Source organism: Rhizobacter sp. J219 (assembly GCF_024700055.1).
Classification (GTDB): Bacteria; Pseudomonadota; Gammaproteobacteria; order Burkholderiales; family Burkholderiaceae_C; genus Rhizobacter.
Genome location: NZ_JAJOND010000001.1, coordinates 4,143,852 through 4,164,501 on the forward strand (window position 1 = coordinate 4,143,852; position 20,650 = coordinate 4,164,501).

General features: G+C 70.1%; 18 protein-coding genes and 2 pseudogenes. 11 read left to right on the forward strand and 9 right to left on the reverse strand.

The genetic code is table 11. The features are described 5' to 3' along the window. Positions 1 to 45: 45 nt before the first annotated feature. Complete coding sequence (locus tag LRS03_RS19625) at positions 46 to 828, reverse strand: DUF2189 domain-containing protein (RefSeq protein WP_257827633.1); 783 nt, start codon at positions 826 to 828, stop codon at positions 46 to 48. A gap of 119 nt (positions 829 to 947) precedes the next feature. Between LRS03_RS19625 and LRS03_RS19630 the strand changes: the two genes are divergently transcribed. Then, positions 948 to 2,507: a sensor histidine kinase gene (locus tag LRS03_RS19630; RefSeq protein ID WP_257827634.1), complete on the forward strand. Its 1,560-nt coding sequence runs from the start codon at positions 948 to 950 to the stop codon at positions 2,505 to 2,507. A 4-nt stretch (positions 2,508 to 2,511) separates the two neighbouring features. Next, positions 2,512 to 5,086 (forward strand): annotated as a pseudogene (locus tag LRS03_RS19635) (DEAD/DEAH box helicase). Positions 5,087 to 5,123: 37 nt separating this feature from the next. On the opposite strand, the gene LRS03_RS19640 reads toward LRS03_RS19635, so the two are convergent. Then, positions 5,124 to 5,606: an Lrp/AsnC ligand binding domain-containing protein gene (locus LRS03_RS19640; protein WP_257827635.1), complete on the reverse strand. Its 483-nt coding sequence runs from the start codon at positions 5,604 to 5,606 to the stop codon at positions 5,124 to 5,126. A 47-nt stretch (positions 5,607 to 5,653) separates the two neighbouring features. Here LRS03_RS19640 and LRS03_RS19645 point away from each other — a divergent pair, with 47 nt between their 5' ends. From LRS03_RS19645 to LRS03_RS19655, 3 genes are all read left to right on the forward strand, one after another. Then, entirely contained in the window at positions 5,654 to 6,100 is a 447-nt protein-coding gene (locus LRS03_RS19645; protein ID WP_257827636.1) for a hypothetical protein, read from the forward strand. Positions 6,101 to 6,109: 9 nt separating this feature from the next. Next, on the forward strand, positions 6,110 to 8,332 hold the full coding sequence (locus tag LRS03_RS19650) for a patatin-like phospholipase family protein (RefSeq protein WP_257827637.1): 2,223 nt from the start codon (positions 6,110 to 6,112) through the stop codon (positions 8,330 to 8,332). A gap of 97 nt (positions 8,333 to 8,429) precedes the next feature. Beyond that, positions 8,430 to 8,729, forward strand: a complete 300-nt coding sequence (locus LRS03_RS19655; protein ID WP_257827638.1) for a hypothetical protein — start codon at positions 8,430 to 8,432, stop codon at positions 8,727 to 8,729. Between the two features lie 32 nt (positions 8,730 to 8,761). Here LRS03_RS19655 and LRS03_RS19660 read toward each other — a convergent pair whose 3' ends face one another. After that, positions 8,762 to 9,712, reverse strand: coding sequence for a GAF domain-containing protein (locus tag LRS03_RS19660; protein ID WP_257827639.1), 951 nt, complete (start codon positions 9,710 to 9,712; stop codon positions 8,762 to 8,764). Between the two features lie 116 nt (positions 9,713 to 9,828). Here LRS03_RS19660 and LRS03_RS19665 point away from each other — a divergent pair, with 116 nt between their 5' ends. Both LRS03_RS19665 and LRS03_RS19670 read left to right on the forward strand, forming a co-directional pair. Further along, entirely contained in the window at positions 9,829 to 10,644 is an 816-nt protein-coding gene (locus tag LRS03_RS19665; RefSeq protein ID WP_257827640.1) for an SDR family NAD(P)-dependent oxidoreductase, read from the forward strand. Positions 10,645 to 10,708: 64 nt separating this feature from the next. After that, positions 10,709 to 11,245 carry a hypothetical protein gene (locus LRS03_RS19670; protein WP_257827641.1) on the forward strand — a complete coding sequence of 179 codons (537 nt, stop codon included), beginning with the start codon at positions 10,709 to 10,711 and terminating at the stop codon, positions 11,243 to 11,245. A gap of 9 nt (positions 11,246 to 11,254) precedes the next feature. Here LRS03_RS19670 and LRS03_RS19675 read toward each other — a convergent pair whose 3' ends face one another. Then, positions 11,255 to 13,540 (reverse strand): xanthine dehydrogenase family protein molybdopterin-binding subunit, encoded by a 2,286-nt coding sequence (locus LRS03_RS19675; protein ID WP_257827642.1) that lies wholly within the window; start codon positions 13,538 to 13,540, stop codon positions 11,255 to 11,257. Beyond that, positions 13,537 to 14,013 carry a (2Fe-2S)-binding protein gene (locus LRS03_RS19680; RefSeq protein ID WP_257827643.1) on the reverse strand — a complete coding sequence of 159 codons (477 nt, stop codon included), beginning with the start codon at positions 14,011 to 14,013 and terminating at the stop codon, positions 13,537 to 13,539. Before LRS03_RS19680 ends, LRS03_RS19675 begins: the two co-directional genes overlap by 4 nt. A gap of 172 nt (positions 14,014 to 14,185) precedes the next feature. Here LRS03_RS19680 and LRS03_RS19685 point away from each other — a divergent pair, with 172 nt between their 5' ends. Further along, positions 14,186 to 15,241, forward strand: coding sequence for a porin (locus LRS03_RS19685; RefSeq protein ID WP_257827644.1), 1,056 nt, complete (start codon positions 14,186 to 14,188; stop codon positions 15,239 to 15,241). Here the strand turns inward: LRS03_RS19685 and LRS03_RS19690 are convergent, their stop codons facing one another. Together LRS03_RS19690 and LRS03_RS19695 are read right to left on the reverse strand one after the other, a co-directional pair. Further along, entirely contained in the window at positions 15,242 to 16,171 is a 930-nt protein-coding gene (locus tag LRS03_RS19690; protein WP_257827645.1) for a DUF6929 family protein, read from the reverse strand. 5 nt (positions 16,172 to 16,176) lie between these two features. After that, the gene (locus LRS03_RS19695) at positions 16,177 to 16,368 is read right to left on the reverse strand and encodes a hypothetical protein (protein WP_257827646.1); all 192 of its coding nucleotides are present in this window, start codon (positions 16,366 to 16,368) and stop codon (positions 16,177 to 16,179) included. Between the two features lie 139 nt (positions 16,369 to 16,507). Between LRS03_RS19695 and ypfH the strand changes: the two are divergent. Then, positions 16,508 to 17,161 (forward strand): annotated as a pseudogene (gene ypfH / locus LRS03_RS19700) (esterase); the annotation flags it as partial. Positions 17,162 to 17,226: 65 nt separating this feature from the next. Here the strand turns inward: ypfH and LRS03_RS19705 are convergent. After that, entirely contained in the window at positions 17,227 to 18,930 is a 1,704-nt protein-coding gene (locus LRS03_RS19705) for a M14 family metallopeptidase (protein ID WP_257827647.1), read from the reverse strand. 111 nt (positions 18,931 to 19,041) lie between these two features. Between LRS03_RS19705 and LRS03_RS19710 the strand changes: the two genes are divergently transcribed. After that, positions 19,042 to 19,482 carry a nuclear transport factor 2 family protein gene (locus LRS03_RS19710; protein ID WP_257827648.1) on the forward strand — a complete coding sequence of 147 codons (441 nt, stop codon included), beginning with the start codon at positions 19,042 to 19,044 and terminating at the stop codon, positions 19,480 to 19,482. Beyond that, positions 19,482 to 19,967: a MerR family transcriptional regulator gene (locus LRS03_RS19715; RefSeq protein ID WP_257827649.1), complete on the forward strand. Its 486-nt coding sequence runs from the start codon at positions 19,482 to 19,484 to the stop codon at positions 19,965 to 19,967. Before LRS03_RS19710 ends, LRS03_RS19715 begins: the two co-directional genes overlap by 1 nt. On the opposite strand, the gene LRS03_RS19720 is transcribed toward LRS03_RS19715, so the two are convergent. Further along, positions 19,888 to 20,646: a class II glutamine amidotransferase gene (locus tag LRS03_RS19720; protein WP_257827650.1), complete on the reverse strand. Its 759-nt coding sequence runs from the start codon at positions 20,644 to 20,646 to the stop codon at positions 19,888 to 19,890. The two genes, LRS03_RS19715 and LRS03_RS19720, sit on opposite strands and share 80 nt — an antisense overlap. Positions 20,647 to 20,650: the final 4 nt, after the last annotated feature.

The window sequence follows — 20,650 nt, forward strand, 5'->3', positions numbered from 1 at the left end:
GGCGCGCGGGCGTCGAGACGCGCGATTGTGGCGCGCCGGGGGCGCTCAGCCGACCGCGTGCCGGTACAGGTGCCAGCTCGCATGTCCGAGCACCGGCCCGACGACGAGCAGGCCCGCGAACCCCGGCAGCAGCGCCAGCACCACCAACACCGTGATGAGTGCGCCCCACACCAGCAGCACCGGCGTCTGCGTGAGCACCAGGCGCAGGCTGGTGAGTGCGGCGGTGATCGCATCGGTCTGGCGGTCCAGGATCATCGGGATCGCGACCACGCTCACCGCGTAGATGAGCCCGGCGAACACGGCGCCGACCGCGAGGTAGGCGACGATGAAGCCGAGGTTGTCGAGGTCGAGCAGGGCCAGCACCGACCCTTTGAAGTCGGGCATGCCGTCGAAGCTGACGGCAAACACCACCAGCGCCGCGCGCCCCCAGAGCATTTCGAGCACGAGCAGCGCAAAGCCGAAGATCGCCAGCGTGCCGAGCCGCGTGCGCCACGCGAAGAGCGAGTCGGCGAAGTGCGGTGCCGCACCCGCTTCGAGCTGCTGGCTCACGCGGTACAGGCCCATGCAGAGAAACGGCCCCATCAGCAGGAAGCCCGCCGACAGCGCGAGCACGTACACCGGCGCCTGCCGGAACACCACCATCAGCGCCCAGCCCATCCCCACGAAGCAGGCACCGTAGAAGAGGCCGATCCACGGTGCGCGGGAGAAATCGCGAACGCCCAGCTGCAGGCAGCGCCCGAGCGTGCGCAAGTGCAGCTGCCGAAGCGGAATGTCGAAGGGCGTGGCGGGCCGTGCCGCCAGGTCGTCGTGGGTGGAGTCGGGGCGCATGTCGAGATCGTGGTGCCGTGCCGCAAAGCCGCCGCACCCGATCTTGAATCGATTGCGGCGCCGCGTGCTCCTCGTTCTCCCCGATACACAAGTGCCCGCCCGTGGATAGCGTGGGCCGCATGACTGCAGATCCGTTCCGGGAGGGCATTGCCGATCACGTGCGCCGGCTGGTGGACCACGTGCCGTCGATGCTCGGCTACTGGGACAGCGACCTGCGCTGCCGCTTTGCCAACCGCGCCTACGAGCGATGGTTCGGCGTCGACCCCGACGCGCTGATCGGCCGCTCGATCGACGAGCTGCTGGGCCCGGAGCTGTACGCGCAGAACGAGCCGTACATCCGTGGCGCGCTCGGTGGCGAGGAACAGCTCTTCGAGCGCATCGTGCCCGGCCCCGACGGCGCGAAGCGCCACAGCCTGGCGCGCTACATCCCCGACATCGTCGACGGGCGGGTGGTCGGCTTCATGGCCGAGGTGACCGACGTCACGCGCCTGAAATCGATCGAGGACGCGCTGCGGGCCGAAGTGGTCGAGCACCAGCGTGCGCTCGAACTGCTGCGCCGCAGCGAGGCCGGGCTGCGCGAGGCGCAGCGCCTCGGCCGCATCGGCAGCTGGGAGTGGGACATGCCCACCGGCCGCACCACCTGGTCGCCCCAGCTCTATGCCATCTTCGGCTACGACCCGAGCGAGCCGCCGCCGCCGGCCACGGCCGGCCGGGGCGAGACCTACCCACCGGACAGCCTGGCCATCGTGCAGGCGGCTGTCGTGCGCACGATGAATACCGGCGAGCCGTTCACGCTGGAAGTGGAGTATCGGCGCTGCGGCGGTGGCGGCGGCTGGATCGAAGCGCGCGGCGAGGTGGTGCGCGGCGACGACGGCACCAGCACTGGACTGCGCGGAACGGTGACCGAGATCACCGAGCGGCGCCAGATGCAGGAGGCCCGCCTCCAGCGCGACGTGGCCGAAGTGGCCAGCCGCAACAAGACGCAGTTCCTCTCGCGCGTGAGCCACGAGCTGCGCACGCCGCTCAACGCCATCCTCGGCTTCGCGCAGCTTCTCGAGATCGACCCCGCGCTCGGCGAGAAGCACCGCGCCTGGGGCGCGCTCATCCGCAACAGCGGGCAGCACATGCTCGACCTGATCGACGAGATCCTCGACCTGTCGAGCGCCGAGCTGGGCCAGCTGCGCCTGGCGTGCTCGCGCATGGACCTGGCCGAGGTCGTGCGCGCCGCCCTGGTCCCGCTGTCGCAGCTGGCCGAAGGGGCGCATGTGCGGCTGGTCGATGCGCTGCCGACGCAGCCGCTGTGGGTCGTTGCCGATCCGCGGCGTGTGCGCCAGGTGGTGCACAACCTGCTGTCGAACGCGATCAAGTACGGCCGCGCCGGCGGCCGGGTGACGGTGTCGGCGCGCAGCGGCCTGCACGAGGCTGACCTGTGCGTGCAGGACGACGGCATCGGCATGGACGAGGCGCAGCTGCAGCGGCTCTTCACCCCTTTCGACCGCCTCGGCGCCGAAGCGACGGCGGTGCCGGGCAGCGGCCTCGGGCTTGCGCTCAGCCGCCACCTGGTCGAGCTGATGGGCGGGCGCATCGAGGCCCGCAGCCGGGCTGCCGAGGGCTCGCTCTTCACCGTCACGCTGCCGGCCGCCGACCCATCGGCCGCTCCCCCGGGGCCACCACAATAGGCGCATGAGTTCCCCGGGGCGCGCCCCCGCCGCCATCGCCCACCGCTTCCGCCCCCGGCTCACGCTGCAGACGCTGAACCGCGGCCACGGCCTGCTCGGCCTGCGCCCGAGCGGCCCCTTCGGCCCGCGCGGGCCCGAGGTCACGGTGGCGCGCATCAGCTGGCTCTACCGCCACGACGACGGCCGCGAGGCCGAGCTGTCCGCGCCGACCTCGGTGCTCCACCACCGCGGCCCGGCGGTCATGCGCATCGACGATGCGCGTGGCGCCGCGTGGTCGCTCGTGCGCGAACATGCGGCCGAAGCCGATGCGCTCGACGCGGTGTGGGCCGCCGGCCTGCACCCGCTGCCCGACGACGCCTTGCAATGGCGTTCGTCCGACCTGCCGCGCCCGCCCGGCCCGCTGTGGACGCTGATGCGCGAAGACCAGTTCGGCGACTTCTGGGCCGAGCGTGTGCCCGAGTGGCAGGCCGCCGGCTGGAGCGTGGTGGTGCTGCCCGGCTTTGCGCACGAGACGCTGCAGGTCGAGGCGTGGAAGCTTCTCGTCGAGCCGGCCACCGGCGAACTTCTCGGCCGCGAGCTGGCGGCGCCGCTGCGCTCAGGCGAGAACGAGGTCGAAGCCTTGCGCCAGCCCTGGCGCGAAGGCAGCTGGATGCTCTCGCTCGGCGTCGAGATCGCCGGCGAGACCTGGGACCTGGTGCCGCTCCTGGCCGACCTGCTCAAGCGCGACCCGCACTGGCTCTCGGCGGCCCACATCGCGAGCCTCGATGACCGCGCCACGGTGCGCCTGCGCGCGCCCGGCGGCCGCCGCATCGACGCACCGGCCGCGCCGCTCAAGGCCATCGTCGGTGCGATGGTGGACCTGCTCACCGACCCGGCGCGCCAGCACGGCCCGCTGCCGCTCGGCACCTGGGAGGCGCATCGCCTCGAAGCCCTGCGCACGGCGCTGCACGACACACAGGCCCAGCGCGCCGGCCCGCATGGCGCGTGGCAACTGCAGGGCGACGCCGGCCTGCAGCTGCTGGCGGAGCGCTTGCGCCGCGCCGGCACGCCGCAGCCCGTCGCTGCACCGGCGGGCCTTCGCCTCAGCCTGCGTCCCTACCAGCGCACCGGCCTCGACTGGCTGCAGTACCTGCGCGAACACCGGCTCGGCGGCATCCTCGCCGACGACATGGGCCTGGGCAAGACGGCGCAGGCGCTCGCCCACCTGCTGGTGGAGAAAGAGGCCGGCCGCCTCGACCGGCCGGCGCTCGTCGTGCTGCCGACCTCGCTGCTCTTCAACTGGTGCGCCGAGGCGCAGCGCATGGCGCCGGGCCTGCGCCTGCTGGTGCTGCAAGGTGCCGACCGTGCGCGGCACTTCAGCCGCATCGGCGAACACGACCTGGTGCTCACCACCTACCCGCTGCTGTGGCGCGACATCGAGTCGCTGGTGGCGCAGCCGTTCCACATCGTCATCCTCGACGAAGCCCAGGCGGTGAAGAACGCCACCAGCCGCAGCGCCGGCGCGCTGCGCCGCCTGCAGGCGCGGCACCGCCTGTGCCTCACCGGCACGCCCCTCGAAAACAACCTCTCCGAGCTGTGGGCGCAGTTCGACTTCCTGATGCCCGGCTTCCTCGGCGATGCGCGCAGCTTCGCACGCCAGTGGCGCAAGCCGATCGAGGAGAACGGCGAGACCCTGAAGGCGCAGCGGCTCGCCCAGCGGGTGCGCCCGTTCATCCTGCGCCGGCGCAAGCAGGATGTGGCCACCGAGCTGCCGCCGCTCACCGAAGTGATCGAGCGGGTGCAGCTGCAAGGCCGGCAGCGCGAGTTGTACGAGAGCGTGCGTGTCGCCTCCGACGAGATCGTGCGGCGCATGCTCACCCGGCGCGGCTTCGCCGGCGCGCAGATCACCATCCTCGATGCGCTGCTCAAGCTGCGCCAGGTGTGCTGCGACCCGCGGCTGCTGAAGGGCCACAAGACGCCGCGCAACATGGAGCGCGCCAAGCTCGACTGGCTGCGTGACCAGCTGCCCGCACTCGTGTCCGAAGGGCGCCGAGTGCTCGTCTTCTCGCAGTTCACGCAGGCGCTGTCGCTGATCGAGACCGAAGCTCGACGCGCTGCAGCTGCCCTGGCTCGCGCTCACCGGCCGCACGCCCGTCGCCCAGCGCGGCGAAGTGGTGCGGCGCTTCCAGGCGGGCGAGGTGCCGCTCTTGCTGGTGAGCCTGAAGGCTGGAGGACAGGGCCTGAACCTCACCGCGGCCGACACCGTGATCCACCTCGACCCGTGGTGGAACCCGGCGGTCGAAGCGCAGGCGACCGCACGCGCCCACCGCATCGGCCAGACGCAGCCGGTCTTCGTCTACAAGCTGATCGCCGAAGGCAGCATCGAGGAGCGCATGCTGGCGCTGCAGTCACGCAAGCGCTCGTTGGCCGAGGGCGTGCTCGGCCACGACGAAGAAGCCCAACCCAAATTCAGCGAGCAGGACCTGGACGACCTGCTGGCGCCCTTGGACGGGTGCGGTCTCGCCACGGCCAAGGTGCAGGGTGGGTGGAGCAGTGAAGTCAAGGAGGAGGGACGGGCTCGCCCGTCCCGGGGGACATGAACGGAGCCACCCACCCTGTGCCTTGGCCGCGCTCGGCTCAGAATGGCAGCGCCGTCGTGTCCTTCACCTCTTCCATCACCGCGTAGGTGTGGGTTTCGCGCACGCCGGGCAGCGTCCAGATCACCGAGCCCACCAGGGCGCGATAGGCCTCCATGTCGGCTACGCGGGTCTTGATCAGGTAGTCGAAGCCGCCCGCCACCATGTGGCATTCGAGGATCTCCGGCCGGGCCTGCACCGCGGCCTTGAAATGGTCGAACACGTCGGGTGTTGTGCGGTCGAGCACCACCTGGATGAAGACCATCATGCCGGCGCCGAGCTTGCGCGGGTTGAGGCGGGCCTCGTAGCCGAGGATGTAGCCCTCGCGCGTGAGCCGCTTCACACGCTCGAGCACCGCGGTGGGCGACAGGTGCACCTCTTCGGCGAGCTTGAGGTTGCTGATGCGCCCGTCGGCCTGCAGGAGGCGCAGGATGCGGGCATCGGTCTTGTCCAAGCCTTCGGGCGCGGCGGCGTTTTTCTTCATGCGTGGGTTATAAACCCTGCACTCAAAAACGCCCGGAGGATTCCCATATGCGTGCGACCCGTTGGCTGATCGCGCTTCTCGTCATCGTGCTGCTGGTGGCGGCCTATCTGGCGGTGGTGCTGAACTGGAGCTATTCGAGCGGCGAGCGCGCCGGCTGGGTGCAGAAGCTGTCGCACAAGGGGTGGCTGTGCAAGACCTGGGAAGGCGAGCTGTCGCTGGTGTCGATGCCGGGTGCGTCGCCCGAGAAGTTTCTCTTCACCGTGCACGACGACGCGGTGGCCGAGCAGATCAACAAGGTGATGGGCAAGCGTGTGGCGCTTCACTACGAAGAGAAGGTGGGCCTGCCCACCAGCTGCTTCGGCGACACCCGCGCCTTCGTGACCGGCGTGCGGGTGCAGGACGAGATCTCGCTGATGCCGGGCGTGATCGTGCCGGTGCCGCAGGGTGCAGCTTCGACGCCGGCGCCAGCGCCGGCCTCCGCCGCCTCGCGCTGAGCCCCCGCCATGCTGCGGGCCGCGCGCCGTGCCGCCGTCGCGGTGGCCCTGCTCTCACTGCTGACGGCCCACGCGCAGACCGCGGACCCACCGGCCCCCGGTGCGCGCCCCAAGGTCGGCCTGGTGCTCTCGGGTGGCGGGGCCCGCGGCGGCGCGCACATCGGCGTGCTCAAGGTGCTGGAGGAGCTGCGCGTGCCGGTCGACCTGATCGTGGGCACGAGCGCCGGCTCCATCGTCGGCTCGGCCTATGCGAGCGGGCTGCCGCTGGCGCAGATCGAGGAAGAGATGAAGGGCCTGTCGACCTCGACGCTCTTTCGCGACGTCTCTCGCATCGACGCCCCCTTTCGGCGCAAGGCCGACGACGCCGTCAACTACCTCGGCCCTGAGATGGGCTTGAACGCGCAAGGCATCGCGCTGCCGAAGGGCGCGGTGGCGGGCGTGTCGCTGGAAGCCGTGCTGCGCAGGCTGACGCGGCTGCAGAACACGAGCAACTTCGACAAGCTGCCGATTCCCTTTCGCGCCATCGCGACCGACCTCGCCAGCTCGGAGATGGTCGTCATCGGCCACGGCCAGCTGGCGCTCGCGGCCCGCGCCAGCATGGCGGTGCCGGGGGCGGTCAACCCGGTCGAGGTCGACGGCCGCCTGCTCGTCGACGGCGGCCTCAAGCGCAACCTGCCGGTCGACGTGGCGCGCCAGCTCGGCGCCGAGGTGGTCATCGCGATCAACATCGGCACGCCGCTGCTCAAGCGCCGCGACATCCACTCGCTGCTCGACGTGACCGACCAGGTGCTGCGCATCCTGACCGAAGCCAACGTCGCGCAGTCGCTGAGCGAGCTGAGCGGGCGCGACGTGCTGATTGCCCCCGACCTGAAGGACATCGGCTCCACCGCCTTCGACCGTCTGGGCGAAGCCGCTGCGGCCGGCGAGGCGGCGGCGCGGGCGGTGAGCGACCGGCTGGCCCGCCTGAGCCTGCCCGAAGCCGCTTACGCCGCGCTGCGCCACCAGCGTGCACACGCGCCCGGCGACGAGGCGCTGAAGGTCGACGAGGTGCGTGTGGTCGGCACCCGCGTGGTCAACCCCGACGTGGTGCTCGCCGCCATGGACACCCAGGCCGGCGACCGCCTCGACACCCAGCGCCTGGACCGCGACCTGAAGCGAATCTACAGCCGCGGCGATTTCGAGAGCGTCAACTACAGCCTCGTCGACGAGCCCGGCACCGGGCGGGTGCTGCAGATCGAGGCCAACGAGAAGTCGTGGGGCCCCAGCTACCTGCGCCTGGGCCTGTCGCTCTCGTCCACGCTCGAAGGCAACGCCTTCTTCAACCTGCAGGCGAGCCACCGCGCCACCTGGCTCAACGCGCTAGGCGCCGAGTGGCGCAACGACGTGCAGCTTGGCCACGCGAGTGCGCTGCACACCGAGTGGTACCAGCCGCTCACCACGGCGCAGCGCGTGTTCGTCGCGCCGCGCCTGGAGGCCATCGACGAGCCCTTCGACATCTACGACGACGGCACGAAGAAGCGCCTGGCGCGCTTTCGCCGCCGTGCCTACGAGTTCGGGCTCGACGTCGGCGTGCCGATCGGCACCTTCGGCGAGGGCCGGCTCGGGTTCGTGCGCGGGCGTGTCGAGCTGGCCGACGACACGAGCTTCGTGTCGGCGAGCCTTCTCGCCATCGACCGCCAGCTCGCCGGCGTGCTGGGACGCGTGCGCATCGACCGGCTCGACAACCTGCGCTTTCCGCGTGAGGGCTATGCCGGCGAGCTGCGGGTGTTCATGTCGCACACCGCGCTCGGCGCGAGCGACACCTACACCAAGGCGCAGTTCTCGGCGCAGGGCGCCACGCACACCGGGCCGCACACTTGGCGCGCGGCCGCGCGGCTGGGCGGCAACCTGCGCTCGGGGCTGCTGCCCGACCACGAGATCCTGCAGCTCGGCGGCTTCCTCAACCTGTCGGGCTACCAGACCGGGCAGCTGCTCGGCAAGGAGATGCGCTTCGGCCGTGTGGTCTACAACCACCGGCTCGCACGGCCGGGCTTCCTCGATGGCATGTACGCCGGGGCCTCGCTCGAATTTGGCCGCATCGGCGACTCGGTCTTCGGCCCCGACCGGGCACGCCTGCGCCGCGGCAACGCGGTCTACTTCGCGCTCGACACGCCGATCGGCCCGTTCTACCTGGCCTATGGCGTGGGCGACCGCGGCAACCGCTCGGCGTACCTGTTTCTCGGCCAGCCTTGAAACGGTGGGGAGCGTGTCGAATGCCACGCCTGGACAGGACAACCGTCACGATTTGATGCGCCTGCGCCGGGCGCTGCGTGCCACGATGCCGCTCACCATGAAGCGCACCGCCCTTGCCTCTGCCCTCACCCGCCACGCACACCCGATGGCCCTGATGCTCGGGTTGTTGCTCGGCCAGATCGTCGCCCTGATGGCCCAGCGCAATGCCGCCGGCTGGGCCGGTTTCGGCATTTCCACGGTGCTCGTCGCCGCGGCTTCGGCCTCGTTCGTGATGGCCGTGCTCGGCCTGCGCCAAGAGCGCCAGCCGTTGCCGGCGCCAGTGCTCTCGCGCCAGGCGCGGGGCCTGGCGATCGTGATCGGCCTCGGACTCGTGCTCTCGCTCAACCTGCCCGGCTGAGCGGCGCCCCCAAGCGCCCCGCGGAAATCACCTCAGAAATAGAGGGCGATCACCTCGCCTACGCCGTCGTGGGTCATCACTGGCACCGCCACCAGCGCGCTGAGGCCGGCATCGCGCGCCGCATCGCCCACGCTGCCGGGCTCGGTCTCGGCGTGTTCGTTGACGACCGGCACGCCGCTCGCAAACGCCTTGCCGATCGAGCCGGCGAGCACGGTGCCACCTTCAGACGCGCGCAGCGAGCCCATGGTTTCGCAAAACCCGAACACCCGCTGCAGCCCCAGGTGGCCGTCGTCGGGGGCCCAGCACTCCACGCGCAGCGCGATGGGGGTCTCGGCGGTCGACAGCAGGGTCAGCACGTAGGCGTCGTCGCTCGGCGTGCTGCAGGGGATGGCCAGGCCGCGGTTGATGCCGGCTTCGGCCGCGTTGTCGGCGCGCACGAATTTGCTGGCCTGGCCCACGTCGTCGAGCAGCACCGCCGCGCCGCGCTGCCAGGCGAGGCCGGGCAGGCCGGTGCCGCGGGGGAGGTAGGTGTCGCGGCTGATGGCGGCGAAGCTGTCGGAGATGCGGCCGCCGAAGTAGCCGTCGACCAGCGTCATGTCGGACGACACGCGCGCGTTGTGCCGCCACAGTTCGACGGCACCGTCATCGCCTTCGCCGTCTTCGCTGCGGTTGGGGCCGCAGAAGAGCACCACCACGCCGCTCAAGGCCTCGCCCTGGAACAGCGGCAGGCCGATGGCGCAGGTGTAGCCCGCCTCGCGGGCCACGTCGGCGCGGCGGAAGTAGGAGCCGTCGAGCTGCTTGAGCACGATGGGCTGGCCGTCGTACCAGGCGCGGCCCGGCAAGCCCTCGCCGCGGCCGAAGCACAGGCTGCGGCTGATCGCACCAAAAGCGGTCGCGCGGCCGTACAGGCCACCGCCGAATTCGAGCAGGCTGCCGTCGGGCGTGGGCAACCAGGTTTCGACGGCCTTGATGAGCGTGTTCATGGGAAGGATCGAGGTCTGCATCGGATGGAAGGGGCTCAGCAGGTTTCGAGCCAGCCTGCAGGGTTGGGAGTGCCTCGCTACCATGACCGCTTCCCCACTTCTGCACAAGCCCCGCCATGAGCGAGAAAAAAGTTGCGGTCGTCACCGGGTCGTCGTCGGGCATCGGGGCGGCCACCGCGCGCCTGTACGCCAGCCGCGGCTGGAACGTGGTGGTCAACTATTCGCGCGACCCGGCGCCGGCGCAGGCCGTGGCCGACGCCTGCCAGGCGCTCGGTGCCGAGGTGCTGGTGGTGAAGGCCGACGTGTCGCAAGACGCCGACTGCCGCCGCCTGGCCGCCGAGACCGAGGCACGCTTCGGCCGCGCCGATGTGCTGGTCAACAACGCCGGCACCACCAAGTTCGTCGACATCAAAAACCTTGACGGACTGGAGGCCGAAGACTTCCACAAGATCTACAGCGTGAACGTGGTCGGCGCCTACCAGATGGTGCGTGCCTTCGCGCCGCTGATGCGCCGGCACCCGGTGGCCGGCATCGTCAACGTGTCCTCGGTCGCCTCGATCATGGGGCGCGGCTCGTCGCTCGCCTACATGGCCTCGAAGGGCGCGCTCAATGCGATGACGGTGGGCCTGGCGCGCGCGCTCGCGCCGCACATCCGCGTCAACGCGATCGCACCGGGGCTGGTCGAGACACCCTGGCTGCAGGAGGGCCTGGGCGCCGACAAATACCAGGCCGGTGTCGACTGGTACAAGGGCCGCGCGGCGCTGGAGCAGGTCATCTCGGCGGAAGACGTGGCCGAACGGCGTGGTACCTCGGCGCGAGCGCGGCCAAGACAACCGGCGAGCTGCTGCTGGTCGATGCCGGCCTGCGCATCACCAAGGCCTGATCGTCCGGCGACGACGCGGGGGGTGACTTTCGCCGTCCGCGTGACTTAGGTCGTCCGCGACGGGACGGGGGATCCGCTACAAGCTTGACTGTCACAGCTTCCCCCGAATCGTCATGGACCACGGCGCATATGTTTTCTGCAGGCCTGTCGACGGCCTCGTCGGCCAGCACCAGTTCCTGGTGCTCGCCCCCAGCAACCCCACGCTGCTTGCCGGCTTCACCCGCCCGATCGCGGGCCAGGCGCTCTGCGTGATCGGTGCGTACAACATCGCGGGCTTCCTGCGCGCGAGCCTGTTCGCACCGTCCGACGTCAGCTTCCTCACGAGGAAGCTCGCCACCCCGGGCGACCCGGAGGTGCAGACCTCCAAGGTCGAGCTGCAGATCTGCCTGCCCGGCTCGGAAGACCCGTTCCTGCAGTGCATCACACGCTGCTACGCGCAGTACCGCAGCTTCGAAGGGTCGGGCAGCGAACTGCGCTACCCCGACATCACCGAGCAGCTCGACGGTTCGCGGTTCAACAGCAACTCGTGGGCGCAGAGCCTGCTGTACTGGTCGCAGCGGCTCTTCGCCCCGGCGAAGAACACGATGGACTTCAACGGGCTCGACATCGGCAACGACCGCCGCATCCCCCAGCGCTACTTCTTCCCCTGAACGCGGCGCTCAGGCGACCAGCGGCAGCGAGCGGGCGCGCTTGCCCGTCAGCACGAAGAGCGCATTGGCCACCGCCGGTGCGATCGGCGGCGTGCCGGGCTCGCCCACACCGCCGGGCGGGTTGGCGCTTTGCACCAGGTGCGTCTCGATCAAGGGCGGACTGTCGGCCATCTTGAGCACCGGCAGGTTGGGGAAGTTGGTCTGCTTGACCACGCCGCCCTCGATGTCGATGCGGCCATAGAGCGCGGCGCTCAGGCCGAAGATCACCGCGCTTTCCATCTGCTGCGCGACGATGCCCGGGTTGATCGCGGTGCCGATGTCGGCGGCGCACACCACGCGGTGAACTCGCGGCTTGCCGTCCACCAGGGACACCTCGGCCACCTCGGCCACGATGCTGCCGAAGCTTTCGTGCAGCGCCACGCCGCGTGCGCGGCCGGCGGGCAGCGGTTTGCCCCAGCCGGCTTTCTCGGCCGCGAGCTTGAGCACCGCCGCATGGCGCGGCATGGTGCCGAGCATCGAGAGGCGGAAGGCCACCGGGTCCTGCTTCAGCTCGTGCGCGAGTTCGTCGATGAAGCCCTCGGAGAAGAAGGCGTTGTGTGAATGGCCGACCGAGCGCCAGAAGCCGATCGGCACGCCGCTCTTCGTCGCCACGTGGGCGATGCGCTGGTTCGTGATGCCGTAGGGCAGGTCGAACAGGCCTTCGCTGGCGGTCTTGTCGGGTGCATCGACGGGGCCGGCCAGCGCCGGCAGGCCGCGCTCGATCCAGCGCGGGGTGATCTGGTCGCCGGCACTCGTGATCGACAGGCCGCTCACCGCACCCTTGTCGTCGAGGCTTGCCTGCATCACCGCAGCCGCCGCCGGGCGGTAGAAGTCGTGGGTGGTGTCTTCCTCGCGCGTCCAGGTGAGCTGCACCGGGCGGCCGTTGGTCTCCATCGCGATGCGCACCGCCTGGCCCACCACGTCGACTTCGAGACGCCGGCCGAAACCGCCGCCGAGGTAGGTGACGTGCAGCACGACCTGCTTCTCGTCGACGCCGGCCACCCGCGCGGCGATGGCCCGCGCCATGTCGGGCACCTGGGTCGGCGCCCAGACGTCGACACGGCCGTCTTTCACGCGGGCTGTGCAGTTCATCGGCTCCAGCGCGGCATGCGCGAGGTAGGGCGCCTGGTAGAGCGCTTCGATGCGGCGCACGGCGGCGACGCTTGCGGCCGTCACGTCGCCTTGCTTGTGGAAGGCGAAGCCGCTTTGCTGCGCGGCCGCCTCGCGTGCCGCGGCTTCGAGCGAGGCCGCGATGCGGGCCGTGTCGGCAGTGCCGGCGGGCGGGGCACGCCATTCGATGTCGAGCGCCTGCGCGCCCTGCTTCGCATGCCAGGTGCTGCGGCCCACCACCGCGACGGCGGCGGTCGAGCCGCCATAGGGGTTGAGGCGGACCACCCGCTCGACGCCGGGCAGCTTCATCGCCGCGTCCATGTCGATGCGCCCGGGGCTGCCGCCGAGCATGGGGCTGTGGCGCACCACGGCGAAGAGCTGGCCGGGTTCGCGAACGTCGATGCCGAAGCGGGCGCTGCCGTTGACCTTGTCGGCGAGGTCGGTGCGGGGTGCGCGCGTGCCGATCAGGCGCCATGCCTTCGGGTCTTTCGGAACCACGGTGCTCACCGGCGTGGCGGCAGCTTCCTTGGCGAGCTGGCCGAAATGCGCGCTCTGCTTGGCGGCGGCGTGGCTCACCACGCCGTCGGTGATCTGCAATTCCTCGCGCGGCAGCTTCCACTGCAGCGAGGCGGCGCCGAGCAGCTGCGCCCGCGCGGTGGCCGCGGCCAGGCGCAGCACGTCCCACGCGTCGGCCACGCTCGAGGAACCGCCGGTCACGCTGATGCCCAGTTCGCGCGCCACCTTGCTGACGATCCAGCGGCCCGCCTTCACGCCGCCCGTCTCGTGGCCGGGTTCGCTGTCCTTCGGGTGCAGCGGCAGGCTGCCGACGAACATCGCCACGTTGCCGTAGATCTTGTTCGGGCCCGCCTGCACCAGCTCGATCTTGCCGAGCGAGATGTCGAGCTCTTCGGCCACCAGCATCGCGAGCGCGGTGTGCACGCCCTGGCCCATTTCGCTGCGGTTCATCGCCAGCAGCACATGGCCATCGGGTGCGATCTTGAGCCAGCCGTTGAGCAGCACCGGGCCGTTGGCGGCGGGTGGGCGCTGCGGGCTGCCGAGTCGGCTTCGTGGGGGCATCAGGCCCCAGCCGACGACGAGCGCGCCGGTGGCGCCAGCGCCCAGCAGCAGCAAGCTGCGCCGCTTCATGCGACCACCCCGCCGCGCAGCGACTTCGCGGCCGACTTGATGGCCTCGCGGATGCGTGGGTAGGTGCCGCAGCGGCAGATATTGGTGATGGCCGCGTCGATGTCGGCGTCCGACGGGTTGCGGTTCTTCGCCAGCAGGTCGGCCGCCGCCATCAGCATGCCGCTCTGGCAGTAGCCGCATTGCGGCACCTGGTGGTCGAGCCAGGCCTTCTGCAGCGGGTGCGGCTGCGCCGCGGTGCCCAGGGCTTCGATGGTGCGCACCGGCTTGCCTTGCACGGTGGCCACCGGCGTGACGCAGGACCTGACGGCCTGGCCGTCTACGTGCACCGTGCAGGCCCCGCAGGCCGCGACACCGCACCCAAACTTGGTGCCGGTGAGGTGCAGCACGTCGCGCAGCACCCACAGCAGGGGCATGTCGGGTGGCACGTCGGCCTCGGGCAGGGCATGGGATTGGCCGTTGACGCTCAGGTCCATGACAAGGTCTTTCCTCCGTGAGGGTGGCGCATTCTCAGCCAACCGAAGGGGGCCTGGCGCCAAGCACAATGCGCCGGCACCAAATGTTGCAGGTACGGCGCTTGCATACAAGTTGCTCGTCAGAACGACACACCACTTCCTCAAACCAAACGACCGTTGGAGCCCGCTCGCCATGCCCCGTCTCGACCTGCCCTCTTTCGCCAAACCCGTTGCGCTTGCCGCCGCCGCGCTGTGCCTGTCGTCGGTGCCGGCGCACGCCCAGTCTTCGGTGTCGCTCTACGGCCTGCTGGACCTCTCGGCCGGCCAGTTCCAGGACGCCGGCACCGCCAAGGTGAGCAAGGTGCAAAGCGGCAACATGGCCACGAGCTACTTCGGCTTCTCGGGCAAGGAGCAGCTGAGCCCCACGCTCAAGGCCAAGTTCGCGATCGAAGGCTTCCTGCTCGCCGACACCGGTGCCTCGGGGCGTTTCAGCGGTGATGCGTTCTGGGCCCGCGCGGCCTGGGTCGGCCTCGAAGGCGACTTCGGCTCGACCACGCTCGGCCGCACCACCAACCAGTACTTCGTCTCCACGCTGATCTTCAATGCCTTCGGCGACTCGTTTGGCTACTCGCCGTCGATCCGCCAGGTGCTGATTCCGAAGTCGCAGATGCTGCCCTTCCTCGGCGACACCGGCTGGAGCAATTCCATCCTCTACCAGAGCCCGAACCTCGGCGGGGTGAGCATCAACCTGCAGGGCGCGCTGGGTGAAGGCAGTGCCAGCGCCGTCGGCCGCAGCGTGGGTGGCAACGTGCTGTACTTCGGCGGCCCGATCTCGGCCACCTTCGCCTACCAGCGCGTCAAGCACGGCCTGTCGGGCTTCACGCCGGCGATCGTCTCGACTGGCTTCAAGTACCAGGACTCGGCCACCGTCGGCTTCGCCTACGACGCCAAGGTGGTGAAGGTCTTCACCCAGTACAACCTCGTGAAGACCGAGGCCGCGACCGACACCGAGACCAACTACTTCGGCCTCGGCTTGTCGGTGCCGGTGGGCGCCGGCAAGGTGCTCGCGCAGTACGGGCAGGCCACCGCCGAGTTCCCGACCGCCGACGTGAAGAACAAGACGCTCACGCTGGGCTACGACTACTGGCTGTCGAAGAGCACCGACGTCTATGCCGTCTACCTGAACGACCGTCTGACCGGCGCGTCCAACGGCAACACCTACGCACTGGGGCTGCGGGTCAAGTTCTGATCAGAGCCGCGCGAGCAGCAGCTCGGCGGCACGTGCCGGGTCGTCGGCGTCGGTGACCAGGCACAGGTCGAGCCCATCGCGGTGTTCGCGCACCGCGATGCCTTCCGGTTTGTGCCGCGTGGCCAGCCGGTGCAGCGCGCTGAGCGCGCCGGCCGCGTCGACGATGCCGATGGCGCCGCCCGCGCAGGTACCGTCGGCATAGCTGCTGGCGGTGTCTTCCGCTGCGGCGCAGAACACCCAGCCGCCATCCGAAAGCGCCGCTCCGTCTGTGAAGCCGAGCGGCACGCCGTCGAGTGTGCCGAGCGGCAGGTGTGCGATCTGCGGCGCCGGCCCGATGCCGCCGCGCCCGTCGATCGCGGCCACGAGTTGCGAGCGCTGCAGCCGCACCACCGCGTTGTCGGCGCCCCCCTGGCCGCCGCGGTGCAGCAGCACCAGCCCGTCGTGTTGCATGAAGGCGCCTTCGATGTTGATGTCGCCGAGCGCGCTGCGCAGCGGCTGGTAGAGCGCGGTCAGCGTGAAGCGGCGCCGGTCGTGCGTGGGCCGGCCGTGGGCATCGAGCACGAGGGCGACACCGGTGTCGCGTTGAGCGGTCGAGCCCGAGCCGAGGGCCACCAGGGTCTGTGCGTGCCGTGTCGGGTAACCGTCGAGCAGCAGCAGCGCTTCGAAGTCGGCCTTGCGTCGCTTGCGCGCCCCCGCATCGGCCGGCAGGTCACCCGGCAACAGGCGGTGCAGCGTGCCGGGGTGGTGGAGATGGTGGAAGGTGGCGAGGTGGTGCTCGTCGTCGCACACCACATAGGCGCGGCCGTGCGCGCACACCAGCCCGCTCGCGGCCGACACATGGTCGAGCCCACGCGGGTGCTGGCGGGCGTGGACGGTCAGGGGGCGCAGCGTTCGCGCGATCAGGGCGGCCGGTGCCGCCCCGGCGGGCACGACGATCAGGCGCTCACCGGCTTGAAATAGCGCGCTTCCAGGGCCTTGGCGTTGGTGAGGTGCAGCCTCACCATCAGGCGCTCCATCCAGGTCAGCGGCTGGATGCGCCCGTCGGGCATCGCCAGCACGGGGCCGAGGATGGGTTCGTCTTCAATCCGGGACTCCTGGTACTCGCGGGCTTGGGTCGCGTCGCTCATGAGGCCTCCTCTGGGGCAGACGGGTGGATGGCACGTGGCGTGCCTGTAACGGTTTGTAGTCTACGTGCCGCATTTCACGGCTGGAAGGGGGGCAGCCCCCTGAGTAACCCGGGGCTGCGCACTGGTACACACTTCCGTCATGACCGCTTCCGCCCTCGCCCACCTGCCGCCCAGCGGCCCGACCGAATTGCTGTTCCTGTTGTTCCACGGCGTGGGGCAGGACGCCTCGGCCATGACGCCGCTGGCCCAGCGCCTTGCGGCCGAATACCCGCAGGCCGCGATCGTCTGTCTCAACGCGCCCGACGCCTACGAAGGCAACGGCGGGCGTGGCTGGCAGTGGTTCTCGCCGATCGGCTTGACCGAGGAGCGGCGGATCGAGCGGGTGGCCGCCGCGCTGCCGCGCTTCGTCGGCATCGTGCGGGCGGTGCAGCAGCAGTTCCACATGACGTGGGAGCGCACGGCGCTCGCCGGCTTCTCGCAGGGCGCGGTGATGTCGCTCGAAGCGGTGCAGGCCGAGCCGCAGCTCGCCGGCCGTGTGCTCGCGTTCGCCGGCCGCCATGCCACGCCGCCCGCGCATGCGCCGCACGACACCACGGTGCACCTCTTCCACGGCATGGCCGACGCGGTGATCCCGCCCGGCCCGGCCATCGACTCTGCCGAGCGCCTGGTGGCCCTGGGCGGCGACGTGACGGCCGACGTGCTGCCGCACATCGGGCACGAGTTGCACGCCGCGTTGATGGACAAGGCGATCGAGCAGCTGCGCACCTTCCTCCCGAAGAAGCTGTGGCGCGAGGCGATGAGCGATGCCCCCGTGTTGTCGCGGCCGGCGAACAGCCGCGAAGCTCGGCGACGACTGATTCAGTCCAGCGACACTTCCGCGCGCACCGCACCGGCACGATCGGCACGCGCACTCAAGGCCAGCCGCGTGCCCTTCGGCGCCCGCACCACCCACTCGCCCACGGCACGATCGGCCGTCACCTCGCGGTGCGGCAGGAAGGCCTGCAACGAGCTCGGCGGCGCATGCCCTTCCAGCTGCGGGCCTTCCAGGCGCTCCTGCCCGCTCACCAGCGACACCGCCGGGTCGCCCGCCGGCAGGTGGATCTCGAACACCACCCCGCGCACCACCTTGCGCTCGATCGCCCGCTTGGTCACGTAGGCCGGCAGCCAGCCGCTGTTGCACACCGCGAAGCGCACGCGCCAGGTGTCGGGCCCGAGGGCGCGGACTTCGGTGCGCAGCACTTCGAGTTTGGGCAACGACAGCGCGACCTGCGTCATCCACTTCGGGAAACGCGCCACCTCGCGCTCGCGCAGGTGCGGCGGCGGGTTGCGCCAGTAATTCATCTTGTCCCAGCCGCCGATCTCGACCGCCCCCAGCTGCGGGTGCTGGAAGGGCTTCCAGTCCACGTGCGCCAGGCCCCCGCATTGCTCGTCGCTCCACTTCAGGAGCTTGAGGTCGTCTTCCACCGGGTGCTCGCGGTACCAGTCGATCCACTTGTAGTCGGTGATGCCGGCCTCGCGGTTGGGCGCCCACAGCTCCACCACCCAGAAGAGCGCGCCCAGGTGCTCGTAGAGCCAGTCCTGCGTGCCGGTGATGACTTCCTTCGGGTGGTACTTGAAGTCGTGCCAGATGCTGATGGCGGGGTAGCCGGTGAGCTTCTCGCCGATGGCGCTGAAACGCTTGTAGGCCCACAGGTCCTCGGGCGTCATGTCGTCGTCGCCGTGCGTGCCCGGCGGGCGCAGGATCACCCCGCTGTGCGTGTGGTAGCTGATGCCCGCGCCGATGTTGGGGTGCCGCAGGATGAACTCGACCATCGCCCGCACCTCGGGCTCGCTGGTCGGGTAGGGTCCGGCGCCCACCTGTTCGTGCTCCTGCCGCCAGCCGGCGGGGAAATTGCGGTTGAGGTCCAGGCCTTCGATGTCCTTGTTGACCGTGACCGTGAGGCCGTCGTAGTTCTTCAGCAGCCCTTCGGGCATCAGCCGGTAGTACTCGCCGCCGAACTCGCCCGGCTCGCGCGGCACCATCAGCCGCGGGTCCTGCGCGCACTTCTTGTAGGGGCCGTGCGGGTCGCGCTGGCGCATGAAGAGGATGCGCCCGTCGCCGTCGATGTCTTCCATCGTCAGGCCGTCGACCGGCTCGTCGTCGAACGGGTAGCGGCGCGTCGACGATCGGATGTGCCGCGGCCGTTCGGCCAGCGCCAGCTCGGCGCCGTCGGGGTTCAGGCGCGGGCAGAGGTAGACCGTGCGGGTGTCGAGCAGGTGGGCGATCTCGCGGTCGGTGTCGAAGCCCTGCACCAGTTGCTGCAGGTAGTACATCACCGCGGTGCTCGCCGTCAGCTCCGCCGCGTGGATGTTGCCGTCGACCCAGAAGCCGGGCTTGTCGTCGGCGTCGCCGGTGTGGCGGTTGGTGACCGTCACCACCCAGATGTCACGGCCTTCGTGGCTCTTGCCGATGCTGTCGACCTGCACCAGCGCCGGGTAGGCCGTGGCGTAGTCGAACAGCAGCTGCGTCAGCGCGTCGTAGGGGTAGAAGCTGTCGAAGCGTTGGGCGGGCGGCTGGGGCATGGTGGGCGATCGGCGCGAGGCGAAGGCCCGATCTTGCCGCAGGGCTTGACATAGAGTGCACTCTAGATCGCCAAATGCGCGGCTCCCTTGTCTTCACCCCAGGAGCTGACCATGAACACCACCCAGACTGCAGACAACACCCGTGTCGCCCGCCGCTTCATCGAGCGCTTCAACGACAACGACATCGCAGGCGTGCTTGACCTTTTCGCCGACGACATCTGCTACCGCCTGATGGGCAAGCCCGACCGGCTGCCCACGGCGGGCCCGAAGGACAAGGCGCAGATCGCCGAGGTCTTCGAGCGCATGAACGCGCGCCTGAACGGCGGCCTGCGCATGTGGGTCAAGAACACCATCGCCGAACGCGACCAGGTGGCGATGGAAGTCGAATCGCGCGGCGAGCTGAAGAACGGCCGCGGCTACAACAACGAGTACCACATGCTCCTCACGCTGCGCGACGGCAAGATCGTCGACCTGAAGGAGTACTACGACACCTTCCACGTGTGGGACACCTGGTTCCGCCGCGACGAACCCACGGATATGGAAAGCCGCTGATGCCCCAGAAGCCCGGCACCCTGAAGATCGGCGAGCTGTCGCGACGCACCCAGCGCAGCGTGCACACCATCCGCTGGTACGAGGCCCAGGGCCTGATGCCGGGCGTGCAGCGCGACGGCGCCGGCCGCCGGCTTTACCAGGAAGAGCACGTGGCCTGGCTCGACCTGATGGAGAGGCTGCGCTGCACCGGCATGACGATCAGCGAGATGCGGCGCTACGCCGCGCTCGTGAAACAGGGCAAGACCAGCATCGCCGAGCGGCATGCGCTCTTCGCGGCGCACCGCGAGCGGGTGTTGGCGACCATCGAAGACTGGAAACTCGGCCTTGCGCTGCTCGATCGCAAGATCGACTACTACGGCGAGTGGCTGTCCACTGGGCGCCGCCCCGTGGTCGGGCCCTATGAGGTCACACCGCCACTGGCGCGCCGTCCACGAACACCTTCAGCTCGCCCGGCGCAAACGGCTGCCAGGTCTCGTCGGCGGTGAGCGGCTCCGTCACGACGACCGCCACGCGGTCGTGCGGCGTGGTCACATCGGCGAAGTCGACGCTCATGTCCTCGTCTTGCAGGCGCGCCGCGCGAAACGGGTGCTGGCGCACGATGTAGTGCAGCTTGGTCGAGCAGTGCGCCCACAGCGCCTGGCCGTTGCTCAGCATGAAGTTGAAGGTGCCGTGCGCGGCGATGCGTGGCACCAGCTCGCCCAGCGTGTGCGTCAGCTCGGCGATGGTCGGCACGCCGGCATGCGCCTTGGCCAGCTCCTGCATCAACCAGCAGAAGGCACGCTCGCTGTCGGTGTCACCCACCGGGCGGAAGGCGCCGTGCAGCGTGGGCGCGTAGCCCTTCAGGTCGCCGTTGTGCGCAAACGCCCAGTAGCGCCCCCACAGCTCGCGCTGGTAGGGGTGGGTGTTCTGCAGCGCCACGCGGCCCTGCGTGGCCTTGCGGATGTGGGCGATGACGTTGGCGCTGCGGATCGGGTAGCGCCGCACCATCTCGGCCACCGGCGACAGTGCGGCGCTCTGCGCGTCGACGAAGAGGCGCACGCCGGCGTCTTCGAAGAAGGCGATGCCGAAGCCGTCCTTGTGCTCCTCGGCGCGTTTCGAAAAACCGGTGAAGCTGAACACCAGGTCGGTGGGGGTGTTGGCGTTCATGCCCAGGAGCTGGCACATCGCG

Excerpts from the sequence above, each read along its gene's own strand:
- LRS03_RS19625 (WP_257827633.1), bottom strand. The coding sequence starts at position 828 with ATGCGCCCCGACTCCACCCACGACGACCTGGCGGCACGGCCCGCCACG.
- LRS03_RS19630 (WP_257827634.1), top strand. The coding sequence starts at position 948 with ATGACTGCAGATCCGTTCCGGGAGGGCATTGCCGATCACGTGCGCCGG.
- LRS03_RS19640 (WP_257827635.1), bottom strand. The coding sequence starts at position 5,606 with ATGAAGAAAAACGCCGCCGCGCCCGAAGGCTTGGACAAGACCGATGCC.
- LRS03_RS19645 (WP_257827636.1), top strand. The coding sequence starts at position 5,654 with ATGCGTGCGACCCGTTGGCTGATCGCGCTTCTCGTCATCGTGCTGCTG.
- LRS03_RS19650 (WP_257827637.1), top strand. The coding sequence starts at position 6,110 with ATGCTGCGGGCCGCGCGCCGTGCCGCCGTCGCGGTGGCCCTGCTCTCA.
- LRS03_RS19655 (WP_257827638.1), top strand. The coding sequence starts at position 8,430 with ATGAAGCGCACCGCCCTTGCCTCTGCCCTCACCCGCCACGCACACCCG.
- LRS03_RS19660 (WP_257827639.1), bottom strand. The coding sequence starts at position 9,712 with ATGAACACGCTCATCAAGGCCGTCGAAACCTGGTTGCCCACGCCCGAC.
- LRS03_RS19665 (WP_257827640.1), top strand. The coding sequence starts at position 9,829 with ATGAGCGAGAAAAAAGTTGCGGTCGTCACCGGGTCGTCGTCGGGCATC.
- LRS03_RS19670 (WP_257827641.1), top strand. The coding sequence starts at position 10,709 with ATGGACCACGGCGCATATGTTTTCTGCAGGCCTGTCGACGGCCTCGTC.
- LRS03_RS19675 (WP_257827642.1), bottom strand. The coding sequence starts at position 13,540 with ATGAAGCGGCGCAGCTTGCTGCTGCTGGGCGCTGGCGCCACCGGCGCG.
- LRS03_RS19680 (WP_257827643.1), bottom strand. The coding sequence starts at position 14,013 with ATGGACCTGAGCGTCAACGGCCAATCCCATGCCCTGCCCGAGGCCGAC.
- LRS03_RS19685 (WP_257827644.1), top strand. The coding sequence starts at position 14,186 with ATGCCCCGTCTCGACCTGCCCTCTTTCGCCAAACCCGTTGCGCTTGCC.
- LRS03_RS19695 (WP_257827646.1), bottom strand. The coding sequence starts at position 16,368 with ATGAGCGACGCGACCCAAGCCCGCGAGTACCAGGAGTCCCGGATTGAA.
- LRS03_RS19705 (WP_257827647.1), bottom strand. The coding sequence starts at position 18,930 with ATGCCCCAGCCGCCCGCCCAACGCTTCGACAGCTTCTACCCCTACGAC.
- LRS03_RS19710 (WP_257827648.1), top strand. The coding sequence starts at position 19,042 with ATGAACACCACCCAGACTGCAGACAACACCCGTGTCGCCCGCCGCTTC.
- LRS03_RS19715 (WP_257827649.1), top strand. The coding sequence starts at position 19,482 with ATGCCCCAGAAGCCCGGCACCCTGAAGATCGGCGAGCTGTCGCGACGC.
- LRS03_RS19720 (WP_257827650.1), bottom strand. The coding sequence starts at position 20,646 with ATGTGCCAGCTCCTGGGCATGAACGCCAACACCCCCACCGACCTGGTG.